Genomic DNA, 18,267 nt, shown 5'->3' on the forward strand with positions numbered 1-18,267 from the left:
GCCTGCGAGGCCCGGATCCCGCCTCCTGGACCCGCGACCCAGGGAACGCTGGCAGGATGTACGGGACGGTCGGTGCGCGAGAGCGCGCCGCACGGACGGCACCGCCCGCTGAGAGCGGCCCCGCCCGGCCCCGTCCCGCACACCTCCACCCGCTCCCGACAGCGCTCACAGCGCCGGAGCGACACATCACCGCGGCCCGACCGGGCGCGCGGTCGGACCCTGCGCCGCGCGCCCGCGTCCAGCCACTCCCTCCCGGAAGAACCGCATGAGAAACGCCAGAACCGCCAAGCCCGCCCGCCACCACCTCGAGCTCCCCAAGCCCAAGCCCCTCGAGAAGGGCGCCATGCGGATCACTCCGCTCGGCGGCCTCGGCGAGATCGGCCGCAACATGACCGTCTTCGAGCACAAGGGCAAGCTGCTCATCGTCGACTGCGGCGTCCTCTTCCCCGAGGAGAACCAGCCCGGCATCGACGTGATCCTCCCCGACTTCGCCGCGATCCGCTCGCGCCTGAAGGACATCGAGGCCATCGTCCTCACCCACGGCCACGAGGACCACATCGGCGGCGTGCCGTACCTCCTCAAGGAGCGCGGCGACATCCCGATCATCGCCTCGACCTTCACCCTCGCGCTGATCAGCGCGAAGCTGCAGGAGCACCGCATCACGCCGCGCACGCGCCCGGTGAAGGAGGGCGACCGGATCGACGCCGGCGTCTTCGACCTCGAGTTCCTCGCCGTGAACCACTCCATCCCGGACGGGCTCGCCGTCGCGATCCGCACCGAGGCCGGCCTCGTGCTGCACACGGGCGACTTCAAGATGGACCAGTTCCCGCTCGACGGGCGCACCACCGACCTCCCCGGCTTCGCGCGCCTCGGCGACGAGGGCGTCGACCTGTTCCTGGTCGACTCCACGAACGCCGACGTCCCCGGCTTCGCGATCTCGGAGGGCGACCTCGCCCCCGCGATCGACCAGGTGTTCCGCACCGCGCCGCGCCGCATCGTCGTGTCCAGCTTCGCGAGCCACGTGCACCGCATCCAGCAGGTCCTCGACGCCGCGCAGCGCCACGGCCGCAAGGTCGCCTTCGTCGGCCGCTCGATGGTCCGCAACATGGGCATCGCCGCCGACCTGGGCTACCTCAAGATCCCGGCCGGCCTCGTCGTCGACATGAAGGTGCTCGAGAAGCTCCCCGCGACCGAGATCGTGATGATCTGCACCGGTTCGCAGGGCGAGCCGATGGCGGCGCTCTCGCGCATGGCCAACAAGGACCACATCATCGACATCGGCCCCGGCGACACCGTGCTGCTGGCCAGCTCGCTGATCCCCGGCAACGAGAACGCGATCTACCGGATCATCAACGCCTTCACCCGCTGGGGTGCCACCGTCGTGCACAAGGGCAACGCCAAGGTGCACGTCTCGGGCCACGCCAGCGCGGGCGAGCTCGCCTACTGCTACAACATCCTGCGCCCCACCGCGGTGCTCCCCGTGCACGGCGAGTGGCGCCACCTCACCGCGAATGCGGCGATCGCGACGCGCACCGGGATCGACGAGAAGGACGTCTTCGTCATCGAGGACGGCGTCTCGATCGACCTGGTGAAGGGCCGCTCGCGCATCAGCGGGCGCATCCCGGCCGACCAGATCCTGGTCGACGGCACCACGATGGGCGTCGCCACCGAGGACGCGATGAACGACCGCATCGTCCTCGCCGAGGAGGGGGCCATCACGGTCCTCGCCATCGCCGACCTCGACCGCGGCACGCTCGGCGAGCCCGTCGAGTTCTTCACCCGCGGCTTCGTCGAGGAGCCGGGCTGGAAGGCCAATGCGAGCAAGGCGATCGACGACGCCGTCCTGCAGGCCGCGGGCAAGCCGGTCGAGCTCGAGGCCATGGAGGCGCTGATCACGCGCACCCTCGGCCGCTGGCTGACCCGCCGCCACCGCCGGAACCCGGTCATCACCACCATCGTCGTCGAGGAGTAGGCGCCTTCCACGCCGCCCTCCGCCTCCGCTACCCCCTGCCCCGCGAGGCGCGGGCGGAGCAGAGTGGGAGGGTCGGCAGGTCGCCGACGCGAAGGGAGAGCGCCATGAGCACCGACCGCACCACGGGTGAGGACACCGAGAAGACCGAGGACCTCCCCGACGGCACCGGGACGGACACCTCCTCCGGTGGCGGCGACACCGACACCGTCTCCGGCGGCGAGCCGGACGAGCCCGCCGAGTAGGGCCGTGAACGACGAAGGGCGGGACCGCGAGGTCCCGCCCTTCGTCGTTCCGCCGATCAGATCAGCGGGCCGTCGCTCTCGCTCGAGCGGCGGGTGACCTGCTCGCCGCTGGCCGGGTCGACGGCCGAGCGCGTGGTCGAGACGGCCTGGCGGCGGCGCGTCAGCAGGACCAGCCCGAGGATCAGGCCGACCGCTCCGGCCGCCATGAGGATGTAGCCGACCAGCTTCAGGTCGATCCCGGACACCTGCACGTCCACCGCGAAGGCGAGGACCGCGCCGACGACGAGGAGGAAGATCCCTGCTCCGATGCTCATTGCGTGCTCCTTCTGACTGCCGCCGGAGCGCACGCGGGAAGCGCGCAGGGGCACCGGCGATCGCCCCACGGTAGACCCCGGGTCCGGCGGCCCCCAGGCCTTCCGGCGGGAGCCTCCGGGGGTGTAGGGCGGTGCGGGTCAGCGGTCGGAGACGCGGAGCATCACGCGGGTGCGGTCGGCGCGGGTGACCAGGCCCTCGATCAGGAGGAACACGCGGTACTCGAGCCGGTACTTCGCCAGGAACACGCGGCCCAGGCGCTCGACCTCGCCGGGGTCGGCGTCGATCTCCGCGGCGGCCTCGACCGGCACCGCGTAGTCGGAGACGCGGCCGCGGCGGTCGCACGGGACGAGGGTCACCCGCGCGTCGTTGCGGAGGCGCTTCACCTTGCCGCTGCGGCGGGGAGTGGTGACGATCAGCTCGTGGCCGTCGCGGGCGATCCAGACCGGGGTCGAGACGGCGTCCCCGGACTTCCGGAACGTGGTGAGCGAGACGAAGCGCTCGTCGGCGAGGGCGGTGAGGTCCTGGGAGAGGGGCATGTCCGAAGTAGAGCGGCCGGGAGCGGTCACCGCAAGCCTCCGTGGCACCTCGATCCGCCCCCGTAGGGTGGAGTGATGACCGACGCGACGCCTCTGATCGGCCCGACCGAGGCGCCCGATCTGCACGTGATGACCTACAACATCCGCCGGCGGATGCCGCGCCTCACCTCCCGCGCCGTCGACCAGTGGGACCGGCGCCGCCCGCTCGTCCAGCGGGTGCTGGAGCAGGAGCGCCCCTCGATCCTCGCCGTGCAGGAGGCGCTGCCGGACCAGTCGGCCGCCGTGCACGAGGCGCTGGGCTCCTCCTTCGAGGCGATGGGCTTCGGCCGGGACGCGGACCGCGGCGGCGAGCGCGTGATGCTCTTCGTCGACCGCAGCCGCTACGCCGTCCGGCACTGGACCCAGATCGCCCTCTCGGACACCCCGGACGTCGCCGGCTCGCGCAGCTGGGGCAATCGCATCCCGCGCACCGCGGTGATCGCGGAGCTGACCGATCACGCGACCAGCCGCGAGCTCACCGTGATCTCGACCCACTTCGACCACATCTCGCGGCGCTCGCGCCAGCGCTCCGCCGAGCTGATCGCCCGCCGCGTCCTCGAGCTCGGACGCCCCGCGATCGTGATGGGCGACACCAACACCGACGTCGACACCGTCCCCTACCGGACGATCCTCGAGGAGGGCCGCCTCGCGGACGCGTGGGAGACGGCGGAGAAGCACCTCACCCACTCGTGGAGCACCTTCTCGAACTACCGCGCGCCGGCGCCGGGCAAGCGGATCGACTGGCTGCTCGTCAGCGAGGGCGCCTTCGAGGTCGTCTCCGCGGGGATCAACGCCGTCCGCTACGGGGGAGCGGCGCCCTCCGACCACGAGCCGGTCCAGGCCGTGCTGCGCTTCACGAAGCCGTGAGCGGCTCCGCCCTCGTCGAGACCTTCCTCGAGCCCCCGCGCACCCGCGGGGAGTGGACGGCCGACGGCATCCGCGCGATCGGGGCGGCGAGCATCGTGGCGGCCGCGATCGGCTGGGACCTGGTCGACGTGGCGGTGCTCGCGCTCGCGGCGATCGGGCTGGTGCTGCCGCGCTTCCTCGGCATCCGTCCGGCGCTCGACGCCCTCTTCGGGCTCGCGCTGCTCGTGGCCTCCTGGAGCAGCGTCCTCGGCCTCTACGAGGCCTGGCCGCAGTGGGACCTGGTCGTGCACTGCGTGCTCAACGGGCTGATCGCCGCGGTGGCCTACATCATCGCCGCGCGGGCCGGAGTCGTGCCGGCGGTCGCGGGCGATCGCGGGCCGCTGCTCCCGGCGGTCGTGCTCTGCGCCTGCTTCGGGACGACGGCGGGCGTCCTGTGGGAGTGGGGCGAGTGGGCGGGGCACCGCTTCATCGACTCCTCGATCTTCGTCGGCTACGAGGACACGCTCGGCGACCTCGCCGCAGGTGCGCTGGGCTCGATCCTCGCCGGCGCGCTGATGCGCTTCTGGTCCGCGAAGTCCCGGGTGGTCGGACCGGGCGCCTCGCGCGGCGTCGGAGGTGCGGCGTAGCCTGTCCCGCATGTGCGGCCGCTTCGCGATGGACTCCGAGACCGATGAGCTGATCCGCGAGTTCGTCGCCGCGGGCGGGCGCGCCGAGGACTGGGCGCCCGACTACAGCGTCGCTCCCACCGACGTCGCGCCGATCGTCCGCGAGCGGCTCCACGACGGCGAGCGGGAGCGCGAGCTGGAGCTCGCGTCCTGGGGCTTCACCCCGTCCTGGTCGAAGGGCAGGGGGCCCTCGCCGATCAACGCGCGCCTCGAGTCGGTCGCGACGAACGGCCTGTTCCGCGGGGCGTTCGCCAAGCAGCGCGCGATCGTCCCGATGCGCGGGTACTACGAGTGGGAGACCCGCGCCGACGGCAAGCAGCCCTGGTTCCTGCAGGGCGAGGAGCCGATCCTCGCCGCGGCCGGCCTCTACACGGCCCGCAAGGAGGGCGACGACTGGCGCGTCTCCTTCACGATCATCACCCGCGAGGCGCGCGACGCCTCCGGCGAGGTGCACGACCGGATGCCCGTGTTCCTCACGCCCGACGTGCGCGACGCCTGGCTCGACCCGGCTCCGCTCGCCTCCGCCGAGGAGATGCTCGCCACCCTCGACCGGGCGTCCGTCGCGATGGCCTCGACCGTCACGGCCCACCCGGTCGACCGCCGCGTGAACAACTCCCGCACCGTCGACCGCCGCGACCCGGGCCTGCTGACGCCGGTCGCCTGAGGCCGTTCGCTCGGAAGGCGCGGGACGATCCGCGCGATCTGCGGAACCCCCTGGGCGAGGGCGGACGACGGGTGGTGGGTGGACCGGAGAGCACGGGAGGGGCGGAGCCGCGGCCCCGCCCCTCCCGGGCGTCCTACTTCGTGCCGGCGTGACCCGGGAACGGCTTGCCGTTCAGCGAGACCTCGTCGGGGTCGACCTCGACGTCGCCCACGTCGTCCGGGCCGCCCGTGCCGGGCACGGCCTTCACCTCGGCGGAGCCGGAGACCTCGGTGCGGCTCTCCGCCGGATCCGAGTCCTGCTTGGCCTCGGTCTCGCGCTCGCTGCCGGGCGACTCCGAGATGTCCTTCTCGATGGTCTCGCTCTCGGAGGAGGTGGCGGGAGCCGCCCCGTCCGGCTTGCCGATGGTCGAGCCCTGGTCGTCCTGCTCCGTGCGGTCCTGGTCCATGTCGTCGCCTTTCGTCGGGACCTCCGACGCTACGTCGGGGCGCGCGCGGGGGCACCCGCTTGACAGCCCGGCCGGGGGAGGGCGGCGTGCAGGGTCGACGTACTACCCTGGGTCGACGGTCGCACCGGGGGGCGCGGCACACCCGCCGCCGACCGCGAGGAGGACCCGTGGCATCCCACCGGACAGGCGACACCCGCATCGTCGGGACGACGGTCGACGGCCGGTACACGATCGAGGAGCTCATCGGCCGCGGCGGCATGGCCACGGTCTACCGGGCGCGAGACGGCGTCCTCGGCCGCTCCGTCGCGCTGAAGATGTTCGCCCCCGGCATCGACGACGCGCAGGACCTGCAGCGCAAGGCGTCCGAGATCCGGCTGCTCGCGGCCCTCAACCACCCCGCCCTCGTCACCCTCTACGACGCGCACGACGGCGGCGACGACACCAACGGCCAGGCCTACATGGTGATGGAGCTCGCCGAGGGCCCGAGCCTGTCCGAGCGGCTCGCCGAGGGCCCGGTCGCGCCGAACGACGTCGCCTCGATGGCGGGCGACCTCGGCGAGGCCCTGCACACGGTCCACGCGGCCGGAGTCGTGCACCGCGACGTGAAGCCGTCGAACGTGCTGCTCGTCCCGAGCCCGCTGACCAGCCGCGAGTTCCGCCCGAAGCTGGCCGACTTCGGCATCGCCTCCCTCATCGACGCGACGCGGATCACCGCGCCGGGCACCCTCATCGGCACCGCCGCCTACCTCAGCCCCGAGCAGGCGCACGGCGACCCGGTCACCTCGGCGAGCGACATCTACTCCCTCGGCCTGGTGCTCCTGGAGTCGCTGACCGGCCGCCGCCCGTTCACGGGCTCGGCGATCGAGGTCACGCTCGCCCGCCTGCTCCGCGACCCCGAGGTCTCGGAGTCGCTCGGCAGCGGCTGGACCTCGCTCCTGACCTCGATGACGCGGCGCGAGCCCGGCGAGCGTCCCGCCGCGCTGCAGGTGGCGGAGTCGGCACGCCGCCTGATCGATCCGCGGCGCGACTCCCCGCCGGCGGCCATCGTCGTCCCCGACGTCCCCGCCACCCGGGTGATGTCGACGGAGCCGCTCGCCGAGACCGAGCCGATCACACGGGCGGAGGCGCTCGATCCGACCCGCCGGCTCGCGGCCGACGCCTACCCGGCCACGGAGGCGATCGCTCCGACGCAGCGCTTCACCGCGACCGAGCGGATCGCACCGGCACCGAGGATCGCTCCGGCACCGCAGACCGCTCCGGCGCCGCGCACGGCTCCGCTCCGCCCCGCGGCCGCCCCTCCGCAGCGCCGCGGCCCGAGCCCGTGGCTGATCGTGCTGGTGCTCGCGCTGGTCGCGGTCGCCGTCGGGCTCGCGATCATCCTGATCGACGGTCCCCAGTCGCCTCTGCCGCAGGTGGACGGCGAGCTGGGCGACCACCTCCGTCAGCTGCGCGAGAGCATCCGCTCGTGAGGGGCCTCCGACTGCGCGCCGCCGGCGCCGTGCTCGCCTCGGTCCTGCTGCTGAGCGGATGCTCCTCCGCGCCGCAGGGCATCGACGAGGGCACCGCCCAGACCCTCGACGACGCTGTGGTGGCCGTCGCCGAGAAGGCCTCGGCCGACGACTACCAGGGCGCTCTCACCGAGCTCGCCTCGCTGCAATCGGCGCTCGACGCCGCGCTCGCCGAGGGCTCCGTCAGCTCCGACCGCGCAGCGACGGTGCAGGCGCAGGTCGACGTCGTCCGCGGCGACCTCGAGGCCCTGATCGCGGGAGCCCCGGAGCCGGCACCGGCCGAGACGACCGAACCGGCTCCCGAGGAGACGACCCCGATCGAGGAGGAGCCGGAGGACACGCCGGCCCCCGTCGAGACCGAGGACGACCCCGCCCCCTCGCCCGAGGAGTCGGAGCCGGAGGAGACGCCGACCGAGCCGGAGGAGCCCGCGGAGGAGACCCCGGCCGCTCCCGGCGAGGACGCTCCGGGGAACAGCGGCGACGCTCCGGGGAACAGCGGCGACGCACCCGGCAACAGCGGGAACGCTCCCGGCAACGGCAACGGCAACGGCAACGGCAACGGCAACGGCAACGGTAACGCGGGCGGCAACGGCCCGGGCGCTCGCGGTGCGGCGACCGGCGTCGGCGCCCCCGCAGGCAGCGGTGCCGCTCCCGCGACCGCGAAGGGACCCGGCGGCCGCTAGAGCGCTATTCCTGGGTCGAGAGCACGGCGAACGCGGCGTCGAGCTCGACGTCCACGTCCGTGCCGTCCTCGCGGGTGACCTCCACCTCGAAGGCGTGGTCGGCGTCGTCGCTGCGCTCGGCCTCGGTGACGGTCCCGGAGCCGACGGCGCCCAGCGCCGCCTCGCTCGCGCGGGCGAGGTCGTCGCCGGTGAGGTCGTCCGGGTCCACGGCGGCCGCGGTCGGGTCGCCGGCAGGCACGCCGTCGTCGTCGGAGCCGGCCTGGAGGGCGCGGTCGTCGGGGTCGACGGACAGGACGGCGAAGGAGTCGTCGAGGCGCACCTCGTACTCGAGGCCGGCGCGGTCGGTCAGGTCCAGCTCGTAGCCGGTGGCGCCGTCGTCGTCGCGCTCGGCCGAGGTGACGGTCCCGCCGCCGATCTCGGCGAGCGCGGCCTCGCTCGCGCGGTCCAGGTCGCTGCCGGTGAGGGAGTCGGATCCCTCGAAGCCGTCGGTCGCGGCGTAGGCGATGCCCGTCCCGGCTCCGATCAGCACGACCGCTCCGGCGATCCCGGCGATGATCTTCGTCTTCTTCTGCACGATGGCTCCGTCCCGGCGCCGCTCGTCGACGCCTCCAGCACTCTCGCGGTCGGGCGCTGAAGCAGGCCTGAAGCGCCCGCTCAGCGGACGAGCGGCACCCGCACCTCGACCCGGGCGCCGCCCAGCGCCGAGTCGCCGACGACGACCCGTCCGCCGTGGGCCCGCGCGATCCCGGCGACGATCGCCAGGCCGAGGCCCGATCCTCCGGCGTCGCGCGCCCGGCCCTCGTCGAGGCGGACGAAGCGCTCGAGCACCCGCTCGCGCTCCGCCGCCGGGATCCCCGGCCCGTCGTCGTCCACCGCGAGCACCGCCTCCGCTCCGTCGATCCGGGTCGAGAGCGCCAGCTGCGAGGAGCGGTGCCGCACCGCGTTGTCGACCAGGTTCCGCAGCGCCCGCGAGAGCAGGGCCTCGTCGGCCACCGCCTGCACGGGCGAGATCCCGCTCGCGTCGACCCGGGCTCCGGAGTCGCGCAGGCGCCGCACCTCGCCGAGGGCGAGGTCGTCGAGGTCCACGGGAGCCGCCGCCACGGCCAGGCGCGCCTCGTCCGCCCGGGCGAGCAGCAGCAGGCCCTCGATCAGCCCGCCGAGCCGCACCGACTCCTCCGCGACCGTCCTCGCCAGCCGGGCGGAGTCGAGCCGGTCCGGGTGCGCGAGCGCCACCTCCGCGGTCTGACGCAGCGCCGCGACGGGGGAGCGCAGCTCGTGCGAGGCGTCCGAGACGAAGCGCCGCTGCCGCTCCTGCCCGCTCTGCAGCCGATCGAGCATCCGGTTGAGGGTGTGCGCCAGCCGGTCGACCTCGTCGCCGGAGCCGGGAGCGGCGATCCGGCGGTCCAGGGCGGAGGAGGTGACCGCCTCGGCCTCCTCGCGCATCCGCTCCACGGGGCGCAGCGCCCGGCCGACGACGACGGCGCACACCACCGCCACCAGCGCGATCAGCAGCGGGACGGCGACCGCGAGCAGCCCGATCGTCGTGGACACCGCCTCCTCGCGGCCCTCGTCGGGCACGCCGACCACGACGAGGGAGTCGTCGTCGAGCTCGCGGGCGGCGACCACCACCGCCCCCTCGTCGTCCACGTCGACCGTGACCGGGTCGTCGCTCTCGGCCAGCGCGAGCGGAGGGAGGTCCTCCGCGTCCTCGCCCGCGGCGGCGACCCGCCCGTCGACCACGAGCTGGACCAGTCCCTCCGAGCCGCGGACGGCCTCCGGGCCGCCCTGCTCGACCAGCGCCGCGACCCGCTCCGCCTCGGCGTCGGCGGCGGAGGCGGCGCTCGAGGCGAGCACGGAGGAGAGGACCAGGACGAAGAGCACGCTCCCGAGGAGCGCGGCGGCGGCCACCACGGCGGTCGCGGCCGCGGTGATGCGGGTCCGCAGGCTCCGGCGGCTCACCCGGCCACCAGCGTGTAGCCCGCCCCGCGCCGGGTGCGGAGGGTGTCGCGACCGAAGGGCCGGTCGATCTTGTTGCGCAGGGTGCGGACGTAGACCTCGACGATGTTCGGGTCGCCGTCGTAGTCGAAGTCCCAGACGGCTCCGAGGACGTCGCGTTTCGAGACGACCTCGCCCGCCCGCGAGACGAAGTACTCGAGGACGCTGAACTCCCGCGCGGTCAGCGGCACGGCGACTCCGCCCCGCTCGACGCTCCGGGACGCCGGATCCAGCACGAGATCGCCGACGACGCGCACCGTGGGCCGCTCGGCGGCTCCGCGGCGGATGAGGGCGCGCAGCCGCGCGACGAGCACCGGGAACGAGAACGGCTTGGTGAGGTAGTCGTCGGCGCCGGTGTCGAGGGCCTCGACCTGGTCGAGGTCGCCGTCCTTCGCGGTGAGCATCAGGATCGGGGTCCAGTCCTCGGCGGCGCGCAGCCGCTCGCAGACGCGGAAGCCACTGACGTCCGGGAGCATCAGGTCGAGGACGATGGCAGCGTAGTCGGCCTCCTGCGCGTACCAGAGGGCGTCGGTGCCGGTGGTCGCGGTGTCCACGGCGAAGCCCTCGGCCTCCAGGCCCGTCTCGAGGGCGCGGAGCAGGTTGATCTCGTCGTCGACGACCAGGATGCGGATGGCGGCCTCCCCGGGCTCGGCGCGCGGGGCCCCGCGCGAGCCCAGGCTAGCCGCGGCCCCGCTGAAGCCCGCCTGAAGGGCCGGCGGACCACCTCCCCGCCGAGGCGCCGGCTCCCCGCCGGGACACCGGCCGGAGCGCGGTGTCCCGGCGGGACGCGCGGCGCCCGGGCGCGGGTCACTCGTCGCGGTCGGTGTACTCGCCCTCGCCCTCGGCGGAGGTGCCCGCGGCGCTGGTGTCGACGTAGCTGCCCTTGTCGGCGGTGCTCTGCTCGTTGACCGAGGTGTCGACGTAGCTGCCCTCGGCCTCGCCGGCGGTGTGCGAGACGCCCTCCGTCGAGGTGTACTCGCCGCCCTCGGTGTCCTCGGTGCTCGTGCCCTCGGCGACGTGACGGCCGTGGCCGGCGGTGTGCTCGTCGTGACCCTCGTGGTGGTCGTGGGGCTCGTGACCCTCGTGGTGCTCGTTGTCGTGGTCGTGGTGGGCCATGGCGGCCTCCTCGCTTCGTCGCGTCGGTGCGCGGTCGGATCCGCCGCGCTCGCTCCGAGACTTCTGCATCGGGGGCGGGGGTGCAAGACGTGGCGGCTGCACATCCGTGCCGCGCAACTCCTACCGGCGCCGGATCCGTCCGCCTAGCCTCCGAGGATGAGCAGACCCCTTCGCACCCGCTGGAGCGTCATCGGCCAGCTCGGCCCTGCCTTCGACGACGGCGGTCCGATGCTGCTGGTCGAGGCCCGATCGGCGTTCGGGCGCCGCCCGATGCACCGCGCCAAGGCGCAGCTGCTGCTGTCGGCGCTCCGCCACCGCGCCCGCGAGCTCGGGGACCGCGCCGAGTACGTCCGCTCCGAGACCTTCGGCGAGGCCCTCGCCGGGCGCGACGACCTCGAGGTGATCGACCCGCCGACCCGCGGCGGCCGCCGCCTCGCCCGCAGGCTCGGCATGAGCGTCCTGCCCAGCCGCGGCTTCATCACGGCCGAGGAGGACTTCCGCGAGTGGGCGCTCTCCCGCTCGGGCAAGCGCCTGCTGCTGGAGGACTTCTACCGGTGGAGCCGCGAGCGCACCGGCGTGCTGATGCGCGGGGACCAGCCCGAGGGCGGCCGCTGGAACTACGACCACGACAACCGCCAGCCTCCGCCCAAGGGCGCCTCCCGGCTCGGCCTGCCCGACCCGTGGTGGCCGGAGGAGGACGACATCGACGAGGAGGTGCGCGCCGACCTCGCGCGCTGGGAGGCCGAGGGGGCGATCCGCCTGGTCGGCGCCGACGGTCCGCGCCGCTTCGCCGCGACGCCCGCCGAGGCAGAGGCGGCGCTCGCCGACTTCGTGTCGTCGCGGCTGGGCGACTTCGGGACCTACGAGGACGCGATGCTCTCGGGCGACTGGACGATGGCGCACTCGCTGCTCAGCGCCCCGATGAACCTCGGCGTGCTCGATCCGCGGACGGTCGTCGAGGCGGCCGAGGCGGAGTACGCCGCCGGGGGCGCGCCGATCGCGGCGACGGAGGGGTTCATCCGCCAGATCCTCGGCTGGCGCGACTACGTCTGGAACCTGTTCTGGCACCTCGGGCCGGAGTACCGGAACCGCAGCCGCGCGCTCGGCGCCTCGACGCCGCTGCCCGCCGAGCTGCTCGCGCTCGACCCGAGCGGCATCGAGGCGAACTGCCTGCACGAGACTCTCGACGACGTGCACCGGCACGGCTGGGCGCACCACATCCAGCGCCTGATGGTGCTCGGCAACTGGGGACTGCAGCGGGGGTGGGATCCGGCGGAGCTCAACGACTGGTTCGTGGACGTCTTCGTCGACGGCACGGAGTGGGTGATGCCGGCGAACGTGATCGGGATGTCCCAGCACGCCGACGGCGGCGTCGTCGCGACGAAGCCGTACGCCTCGGGCGGCGCCTACATCAACCGGATGTCCGACTACTGCGGCGGCTGCCGCTTCGACCCGAAGGTGCGCCTGGGCGAGAACGCCTGCCCGGTGACCGCCGGGTACTGGGCCTTCCTCGACCGGGCCGAGCCGGTCCTCCGCGGCAACCACCGGATGGCCCAGCCCCTCGCGGGCCTGCGCCGCCTCGCGGACCGCGAAGCGGTGGTCGACCAGGAGCGCCTGCGCGAGACGTACTGACGCGGGGCCGGCGGCGCGCCCGCCGCTACTCCGCGCGCACGAAGCGCGACACGGTGACCGCGACCGTCACCGCGGTCGTCCCCTCCACCGCCGCGAGCCGCGCGTCCAGCGCCTCGGGATCCACGTGGTGGGCACTCGGCCCCATCAGCACCTCGGCGCGCAGCTCGTCGACGCTCATCAGCACCGTCGTGTCGAGCTCGATGCGCTCCTCGAGCGCGAACCCCGCCAGCTGCTCGTCGAGCCGCTCCGCCTTGCCGGCGTCGATGCCGAGCATCCCGAACCGCTCGCGGATTTCGTGCAGGTGCCTCTCGCGCGGAGTGACGACGACGGCGACGCCGCCCGGACGGAGCACCCGCCGCATCTCCGGGGCGTTCCGCGGCGCGAAGACGGTGAGCAGCGCGTCGGCGGAGGCGTCGGCCAGCGGGAGGGGCTGCCAGAGGTCGGCGGTCGCGATCGCCGCCCGGGGGTGCGCGCGGGCGGCGCGGCGGGCGGCCGGGGCCGAGAGGTCCAGGCCCAGCCCGTCCGCCGCCGGATGCGCCTCGAGCACGGCCGCGAGGTACGCCCCGGTGCCGCAGCCGAGGTCGACCACGAGCCGCGCGTCGGCGGGGACGGCCGCGGCGACCGCGTCCTGGATCACCCGGTAGTGGCCGGAGCCGAGGAGGTCGGCACGGGCCTGCACCATCGCCGCGGTGTCGCCCGAGGTCGCGTGCCTCCCGCGCAGCAGCGAGGCGTAGCCCTGACGCGCGAGGTCGGCGCTGTGCCCGAGGGGGCAGCGGAGCGAGGAGGGGCGGGGGAGCGCGTCGGGGGCGAGCGCGCCGCCGCAGACCGGGCAGGCGAGGGCGGGCAGCACCGTCGATCCGGGTCGGGCGGCCGGATCGAACGCGCTCACTCCGCGCCGGGCGCGCGCGCCCGCATGGCGGTGACCGCCGCGTTCAGCGTCGCGATGGTCGGCACCGCGAACAGCGCCCCGGCGAGCCCGGCCACCTCGAGCCCGGTCGCGACTCCGAGCACCACGGCGAGCGGATGCACTTTCACGGCGGTCCCGAGGATGAGCGGCTGCAGCACGTGCCCCTCGAGCAGGTGCACCAGGATCACGACGCCGACCATCACCAGCGCGGCGACGGGCCCGCTGAACAGCAGAGCGACCAGTGCGGCGAGCGCACCGGTCACGATCGCGCCGAGGATCGGGACGAACGAGCCGAGGAACACCACGATCGCGATCGGCACGACGAGCGGCAGCTGCAGCGCGAGCGCGCCGATGCCGATGCCGACGGCGTTGATCCCGGCGACGCCGAGCTGCGCGATCACGAACTGGCTGAGGGTCCGCCAGCCGGCGGCGCCGCCGCGCTCCATCGCCGGCCGGGCGCGGCGGGGGAGGAGGCGGAGGAACCAGTGCCAGATCCGGCGGCCGTCGAGGAGCAGGAAGATCAGCGAGAACAGGGTGAGGAGGGTTCCGGCGAAGACCTCGGCCAGCTGGGAGCCGACGGCGAGGGCCCCGGATGCGATCGTCGACGCCTGCGCGTCGGCCCAGTCGACCGCGCGCTGCGCCCAGTCCGAGAGCTGGACGTCCGAGAACGACAGCGGCGGGCTCCGCAGCCACGCCTCGACGCCGTCGACCGCGTCGAGAGCGCGCTGCCCCACTCCGCTGAAGCCGGAGCGCGACTGCACGATCACCAGCCCGACGAGGCCGGTCAGCAGGAGGAGCATCAGGACGATCGAGACCAGGACCGCGAGCGGGCGGGGGAGCCGCAGGCGCTCGAGCCGGTTCCGCAGCGGGGTGAGGAGCGCGGTGAGCAGCAGCGCGATCAGCACCGGCACGACGATCACGGGCAGCAGCGAGACGAGGCGCACGAGGAGGTAGAGGAGCCCGGCGACGGCGAGGAAGCGCCACGACCAGGCGGCGGCGATCCGCATCCCGGTCGAGACGTCGCCCGAGGCGTCGTCCGGCGAGTCCGAGGGGGCCGGAGCCGTGACCGCAGCCGGGGGAGCGGCGGCCGCAGGCGGACTCGCCGCCGTGCCGTGCCGCTCGTCGCGCGCTCGCCGTCCCCGCATGACCCCTCCGATCCTCTCGCAGTGTACGGCGGAGCGGCCGTCCGGGACCGGGAGGGAGCCCGGGGGCGCCCCGCCTGGAGGGATCCGGGCGCCGGATGTGCCGGCAGCGGCTCGTCCGGAGGGCGGAACGCGCCGGATCGCGCCGTCTCCGCCCCGTTCCCCGTCTCGGCCGCGGGAGGCCGGTCCGCGCCGGTAGCGTTGTGCGGGTCGATGCCGAGCGAGGAGGGCGACGGATGCTGGAGGCGGTTCTCGCGATCGCCGCGTGGTGCGCGGGCGCGGTGCTCGTCGTCAGCGGCGCCCTGAAGCTCGGCCGCACGGAGCGGTTCCGGGCGAGCCTCGAGGCGCTCGGGGTCCCCCTCCTCCTCCGGCGCCGCGGCTGGTTCGCGGCCGCCTTCCCCGTCGTCGAGATCGCGCTGGGCGCCGCGGTGGTGCTGGCGCCCGCTCCGGCGCACCGTGCCGCCCTCGTGCCGGTGGCGCTCCTCGACGCCGTGTTCCTCGTCGTCGCCGTCCGCGCGGTCCGCGCGACGGAGGACGTCGACTGCGAGTGCTTCGGCGGGCTGGGCTCGGCACGGATGACCGGACGCACCGTCGCGAGGAACGCGGTGCTGCTCGCGCTCGCGGTCGCCGGGGCCCTCGGCGGGCTCGCTCCGGCCGCGCTGCTCGGCGGCGGCGGTGCCTCGGCGGCGGCGTCCGGGCTCGCCGCCGCTCTCGCCGCGGTCTCGCTCGTGCTGGTGCGCGACCGCCGTGCGGCGTCGACGGCCGCTCGCGTCCGGGCGGCCGCCCGCCTGTCCGCAGCCGACAGGGAGTCCGCGCCGGGGCGCGCGCCCGAGGGCGACCTCTCGGCCGCCGACCTCGCGTTCGTCACGGTGGCCGGCGAGCTCCTGACGCTCGAGGAGCTGTCCCGCCCGGCGACGCACCTCGTCTTCTTCTCGCCCTCGTGCGCCGCCTGCCACGAGCTCGTCGAGCGCTTCCGCTGGTGGCCCCACGGCCTGCGCCCGGGCGAGGAGCTGCTGCCCGTCCTCCTCGGCAGCCGCGAGGACTTCGCGGTGCACGCCGTCTACGGGCCGCTCGTCGACCACGCCCTCTACGATCCGGAGGGCCGCGTCGCCGCCGCCCTCGGCCGAGCGGGGACGCCGGGCCACGTGCTGCTCACGCCCGAGCGTCCGCTCGGCGACGGCTGGACCTCGGGAGCCGCGTCGATCGAGGCACGCGTGCTCCGGCCCGGATTCCTCACCGAGCTGCAGGCGGCCGGCCCGGACCCGGCTCCGGCGGCCGGCGGCGCGGTACCGGCGGGGTGACGACGGCCGGCGGGCGGAGCGGTGCCGCCGGGCTGTCGACGACCGACCGACGGCGGCCGGGCTCAGCGGCGCTCGAACTCGCCGGACATCGAGCCGTGCACGGGGTGGGCGGGATCGTCACCCACGGCGCGGGCGGGATCGTCGATCTCCACGGCGCGGGACGGGGGCTCCTCGTCGCTCGCGTCGAGGCCGAAGCCGTCCTCGAGCAGCTCCTGGGCGATGCGGCTCGACAGGCCGCTCCTCTCGCCCGGTCCGGGGTCGCTCTCCGGGTCGACGGGGGCGGCGAACGCCTGCTCGAGTCCGGACGCCGGCATCCCGGCGTCGTCGATCGAGTCGGCTCGTCCGTCGGAGGGTCCTCGTGCAGGTCTCGGCATGCGCCCGAGCGTAGAGGACGGGCCCCCGGAGGTCGACGCTCCGTCGCGCACTGCCGGGCCGCCCGCGCGCCGGGTCAGTCGTGCAGCGACCAGGAGTGAGGAGCGACCTGGACGCCGCCGACGGTCGCCGTCTCGTCGCCGATGTTCAGCGCGAGCCGCGCGGTGCGTCCCTCCGGGCCCTCCGCCACGAGCATCACGGCGGTGTTGGAGAGGTCGACCGTGCGGGTGCTCGCGCCGACCAGCCACGGGTTCCGTCGGCGGAACGCGACGACCTCCTGGTGGGCCCGGTAGGCCTCCCCGCCCGGCCACTCGGCGGGATCGGCCGGGAACTCCGGGCGGATCGCGTCGTCGCCGCCGATCCGCTCCTCCTTGACGCCGCGCAGGCCCCGCTCGTCGCCGGAGTAGATGCTCGGCACGCCGGCGACGAAGCCGAGGATCGCCGTGGCGTGGCCGTGGTGGCGCTCGTCGCTGACGGCGCTGGCGATCCGGGTCACGTCGTGGTTGCCGACGAAGGTCAGGGGCGGGAACTCGCGGACGAAGTCGTCGTGGCGCTTCAGGGACCAGGCCAGCTCGAAGAGGTTCGCCTCCTCGAGGGAGTTGCGGACGGCCTTCCAGAGCTCGTACTGCGTGACCGAGTCGAGCCCCGACTCCCGCACGTAGCCGGTGTAGTCGCCGTGGATGACCTCGCCGACGAACCACGCGTCGGGGAAGCGCTGCCGCACCGGGTCGATCGCCGCGCGCCAGGCCGCCGGCGCGACCGCGTACGCCGCGTCGAGCCGCCAGCCGTCGATGCCCCGCTCGAGCCAGTGCGCGAGCACGGAGGACACGTGCTCCGCGACCTCGGGGTTCCCGTTGTCGAGCTCGACCAGAGCGTCGTGCCCCTCGAACACGTCGACGCGGAGGCCGTCGACCTCCTGCGACCGCTCGCTGCGGGAGAAGCGCGCCGCCCCGGGGGAGCCCTCGCCGGCCGCGACCGCGGCACGCCACCAGGGGTGCTCCCGTCCCACGTGGTTGAAGACCCCGTCGAGCAGCACCCGGATCCCGCGCTCGCGGCACGCGGCGATCAGCGCGTCGAGGTCTGCCTCGTCGCCGAGGCGGGGATCGACCCGGAAGTGGTCGACCGTGTCGTAGCCGTGGGTGGAGGAGGCGAAGACCGGCCCGAGCAGCAGCCCGTTGCAGCCCAGCGCCAGCAGGTCGTCGAGCCAGGGGAGCAGGGCGCGGAGGCGGTGCTGCGGCTCGTCGTCCGGACCCGGACCCTCCGAGGCGCTCGCCTCGGCGCCCGTGAAGCCGAGCGGGTAGACGTGCCACCAGATCGCCGTCGAGATCCAACCGTCCGTCTGAGCCATCGTGGCCGTCCTCCCGGCCCGCTCGGGCGCGGGCCGCCGTCACTGTAGCGAGGCGGGCTGGACCGGAGCCGCGCCCGCTCACGGACCGGGCCGCAGGGCGGTGATCCAGGCCAGCACGGCCAGGCCCGCCCGCACGGAGGCGGGAGCCGTGACGGAGCAGACGAGCAGCGCGAGAGCCGCGCAGGCGAGCCCGGCCACCGCGCTCCTCCGCTCGCCCGCCCACCGCAGCGCCCGCACGGACGCGATCACCGCGGCGACCGCCACGGCGACGGCGGGGAGGGCCCAGAGCGGATGCACGGAGGACGCGAGCGCGAGCAGGCCCAGCGCGAGCGCGGCGAGACCGGGCTCGTACGGCCGGTGGGCGGGAGGGTGCCGCCGGGGCGGCCGAGGGAGGGCCGCGTCGGCTGGAGCGGGTGGAGGGAGGAGTGCCGTCGTCGTCATGAGCCGATCCTCGTCAGGCCGCGGGCCGCGCGGAGAGGCGATCGGCGGATCGGTGGACGAGGGGCGCCGAGCGCCTC

At 74.8% G+C, this 18,267-nt stretch carries 21 protein-coding genes; 9 read left to right on the forward strand and 12 right to left on the reverse strand.

Features of this window, described 5'->3' with window-relative positions; genetic code table 11:
- Positions 1-265: 265 nt before the first annotated feature.
- Both C5C95_RS01585 and C5C95_RS17270 read left to right on the forward strand, forming a co-directional pair.
- On the forward strand, positions 266-1,972 hold the full coding sequence (locus C5C95_RS01585) for a ribonuclease J (RefSeq protein ID WP_104222925.1): 1,707 nt from the start codon (positions 266-268) through the stop codon (positions 1,970-1,972).
- A 104-nt stretch (positions 1,973-2,076) separates the two neighbouring features.
- On the forward strand, positions 2,077-2,214 hold the full coding sequence (locus C5C95_RS17270) for a hypothetical protein (RefSeq protein WP_159940924.1): 138 nt from the start codon (positions 2,077-2,079) through the stop codon (positions 2,212-2,214).
- Positions 2,215-2,270: 56 nt separating this feature from the next.
- Here the strand turns inward: C5C95_RS17270 and C5C95_RS01590 are convergent, their stop codons facing one another.
- Both C5C95_RS01590 and C5C95_RS01595 read right to left on the reverse strand, forming a co-directional pair.
- Positions 2,271-2,528, reverse strand: a complete 258-nt coding sequence (locus tag C5C95_RS01590) for a DUF6458 family protein (protein WP_104222924.1) — start codon at positions 2,526-2,528, stop codon at positions 2,271-2,273.
- 138 nt (positions 2,529-2,666) lie between these two features.
- Positions 2,667-3,065 (reverse strand): PPOX class F420-dependent oxidoreductase, encoded by a 399-nt coding sequence (locus tag C5C95_RS01595; protein WP_104246944.1) that lies wholly within the window; start codon positions 3,063-3,065, stop codon positions 2,667-2,669.
- A gap of 75 nt (positions 3,066-3,140) precedes the next feature.
- Here C5C95_RS01595 and C5C95_RS01600 point away from each other — a divergent pair, with 75 nt between their 5' ends.
- From C5C95_RS01600 to C5C95_RS01610, 3 genes are read left to right on the forward strand one after another with little or no spacing between them, the layout of a single operon-like run.
- On the forward strand, positions 3,141-3,971 hold the full coding sequence (locus C5C95_RS01600; protein WP_104226113.1) for an endonuclease/exonuclease/phosphatase family protein: 831 nt from the start codon (positions 3,141-3,143) through the stop codon (positions 3,969-3,971).
- Positions 3,968-4,597: a hypothetical protein gene (locus C5C95_RS01605; RefSeq protein ID WP_104246943.1), complete on the forward strand. Its 630-nt coding sequence runs from the start codon at positions 3,968-3,970 to the stop codon at positions 4,595-4,597. The genes C5C95_RS01600 and C5C95_RS01605 overlap by 4 nt, the downstream gene beginning before the upstream one ends.
- Before the next feature lie 10 nt (positions 4,598-4,607).
- Positions 4,608-5,300, forward strand: a complete 693-nt coding sequence (locus tag C5C95_RS01610) for an SOS response-associated peptidase (protein WP_104226115.1) — start codon at positions 4,608-4,610, stop codon at positions 5,298-5,300.
- Between the two features lie 133 nt (positions 5,301-5,433).
- Here the strand turns inward: C5C95_RS01610 and C5C95_RS01615 are convergent, their stop codons facing one another.
- On the reverse strand, positions 5,434-5,745 hold the full coding sequence (locus tag C5C95_RS01615; protein WP_104222919.1) for a hypothetical protein: 312 nt from the start codon (positions 5,743-5,745) through the stop codon (positions 5,434-5,436).
- A gap of 167 nt (positions 5,746-5,912) precedes the next feature.
- Between C5C95_RS01615 and C5C95_RS01620 the strand changes: the two genes are divergently transcribed.
- The gene (locus C5C95_RS01620; RefSeq protein ID WP_104323657.1) at positions 5,913-7,214 is read left to right on the forward strand and encodes a serine/threonine-protein kinase; all 1,302 of its coding nucleotides are present in this window, start codon (positions 5,913-5,915) and stop codon (positions 7,212-7,214) included.
- Positions 7,211-7,936 carry a hypothetical protein gene (locus C5C95_RS17275; protein ID WP_181125512.1) on the forward strand — a complete coding sequence of 242 codons (726 nt, stop codon included), beginning with the start codon at positions 7,211-7,213 and terminating at the stop codon, positions 7,934-7,936. Before C5C95_RS01620 ends, C5C95_RS17275 begins: the two co-directional genes overlap by 4 nt.
- 4 nt (positions 7,937-7,940) lie before the next feature.
- Here C5C95_RS17275 and C5C95_RS01630 read toward each other — a convergent pair whose 3' ends face one another.
- From C5C95_RS01630 to C5C95_RS17280, 4 genes are all read right to left on the reverse strand, one after another.
- Complete coding sequence (locus tag C5C95_RS01630; protein ID WP_104323658.1) at positions 7,941-8,510, reverse strand: PepSY domain-containing protein; 570 nt, start codon at positions 8,508-8,510, stop codon at positions 7,941-7,943.
- An 80-nt stretch (positions 8,511-8,590) separates the two neighbouring features.
- A complete protein-coding gene (locus tag C5C95_RS01635; protein WP_258064109.1) occupies positions 8,591-9,895 on the reverse strand; it encodes a cell wall metabolism sensor histidine kinase WalK in 1,305 nt (434 codons plus the stop codon).
- Positions 9,892-10,563, reverse strand: coding sequence for a response regulator transcription factor (locus C5C95_RS01640; RefSeq protein WP_104222956.1), 672 nt, complete (start codon positions 10,561-10,563; stop codon positions 9,892-9,894). Before C5C95_RS01640 ends, C5C95_RS01635 begins: the two co-directional genes overlap by 4 nt.
- Before the next feature lie 175 nt (positions 10,564-10,738).
- Positions 10,739-11,047, reverse strand: coding sequence for a hypothetical protein (locus tag C5C95_RS17280; protein WP_181125522.1), 309 nt, complete (start codon positions 11,045-11,047; stop codon positions 10,739-10,741).
- 156 nt (positions 11,048-11,203) lie between these two features.
- On the opposite strand from C5C95_RS17280, the gene C5C95_RS01645 reads away from it, so the two are divergent.
- The gene (locus tag C5C95_RS01645; RefSeq protein ID WP_104323659.1) at positions 11,204-12,679 is read left to right on the forward strand and encodes a cryptochrome/photolyase family protein; all 1,476 of its coding nucleotides are present in this window, start codon (positions 11,204-11,206) and stop codon (positions 12,677-12,679) included.
- A gap of 25 nt (positions 12,680-12,704) precedes the next feature.
- On the opposite strand, the gene C5C95_RS01650 is transcribed toward C5C95_RS01645, so the two are convergent.
- Together C5C95_RS01650 and C5C95_RS01655 are read right to left on the reverse strand one after the other, a co-directional pair.
- On the reverse strand, positions 12,705-13,568 hold the full coding sequence (locus tag C5C95_RS01650) for a methyltransferase domain-containing protein (RefSeq protein WP_104323660.1): 864 nt from the start codon (positions 13,566-13,568) through the stop codon (positions 12,705-12,707).
- The gene (locus C5C95_RS01655) at positions 13,565-14,731 is read right to left on the reverse strand and encodes an AI-2E family transporter (protein ID WP_104226121.1); all 1,167 of its coding nucleotides are present in this window, start codon (positions 14,729-14,731) and stop codon (positions 13,565-13,567) included. Before C5C95_RS01655 ends, C5C95_RS01650 begins: the two co-directional genes overlap by 4 nt.
- A 233-nt stretch (positions 14,732-14,964) precedes the next feature.
- Here C5C95_RS01655 and C5C95_RS01660 point away from each other — a divergent pair, with 233 nt between their 5' ends.
- The gene (locus C5C95_RS01660) at positions 14,965-16,029 is read left to right on the forward strand and encodes a MauE/DoxX family redox-associated membrane protein (RefSeq protein WP_104323661.1); all 1,065 of its coding nucleotides are present in this window, start codon (positions 14,965-14,967) and stop codon (positions 16,027-16,029) included.
- Between the two features lie 62 nt (positions 16,030-16,091).
- Here the strand turns inward: C5C95_RS01660 and C5C95_RS17765 are convergent, their stop codons facing one another.
- The 3 genes from C5C95_RS17765 to C5C95_RS01675 all read right to left on the reverse strand — a co-directional run bounded on the left by C5C95_RS17765 (position 16,092) and on the right by C5C95_RS01675 (position 18,190).
- On the reverse strand, positions 16,092-16,403 hold the full coding sequence (locus tag C5C95_RS17765) for a hypothetical protein (protein WP_146084422.1): 312 nt from the start codon (positions 16,401-16,403) through the stop codon (positions 16,092-16,094).
- Positions 16,404-16,477: 74 nt separating this feature from the next.
- On the reverse strand, positions 16,478-17,749 hold the full coding sequence (locus C5C95_RS01670; protein ID WP_104323662.1) for an alpha-amylase family glycosyl hydrolase: 1,272 nt from the start codon (positions 17,747-17,749) through the stop codon (positions 16,478-16,480).
- Positions 17,750-17,827: 78 nt separating this feature from the next.
- Positions 17,828-18,190, reverse strand: a complete 363-nt coding sequence (locus C5C95_RS01675) for a hypothetical protein (RefSeq protein ID WP_104323663.1) — start codon at positions 18,188-18,190, stop codon at positions 17,828-17,830.
- Between the last annotated feature and the right edge of the window lie 77 nt (positions 18,191-18,267).

Source organism: Rathayibacter sp. AY1B7 (assembly GCF_002932735.1).
GTDB lineage: Bacteria > Actinomycetota > Actinomycetes > Actinomycetales > Microbacteriaceae > Rathayibacter.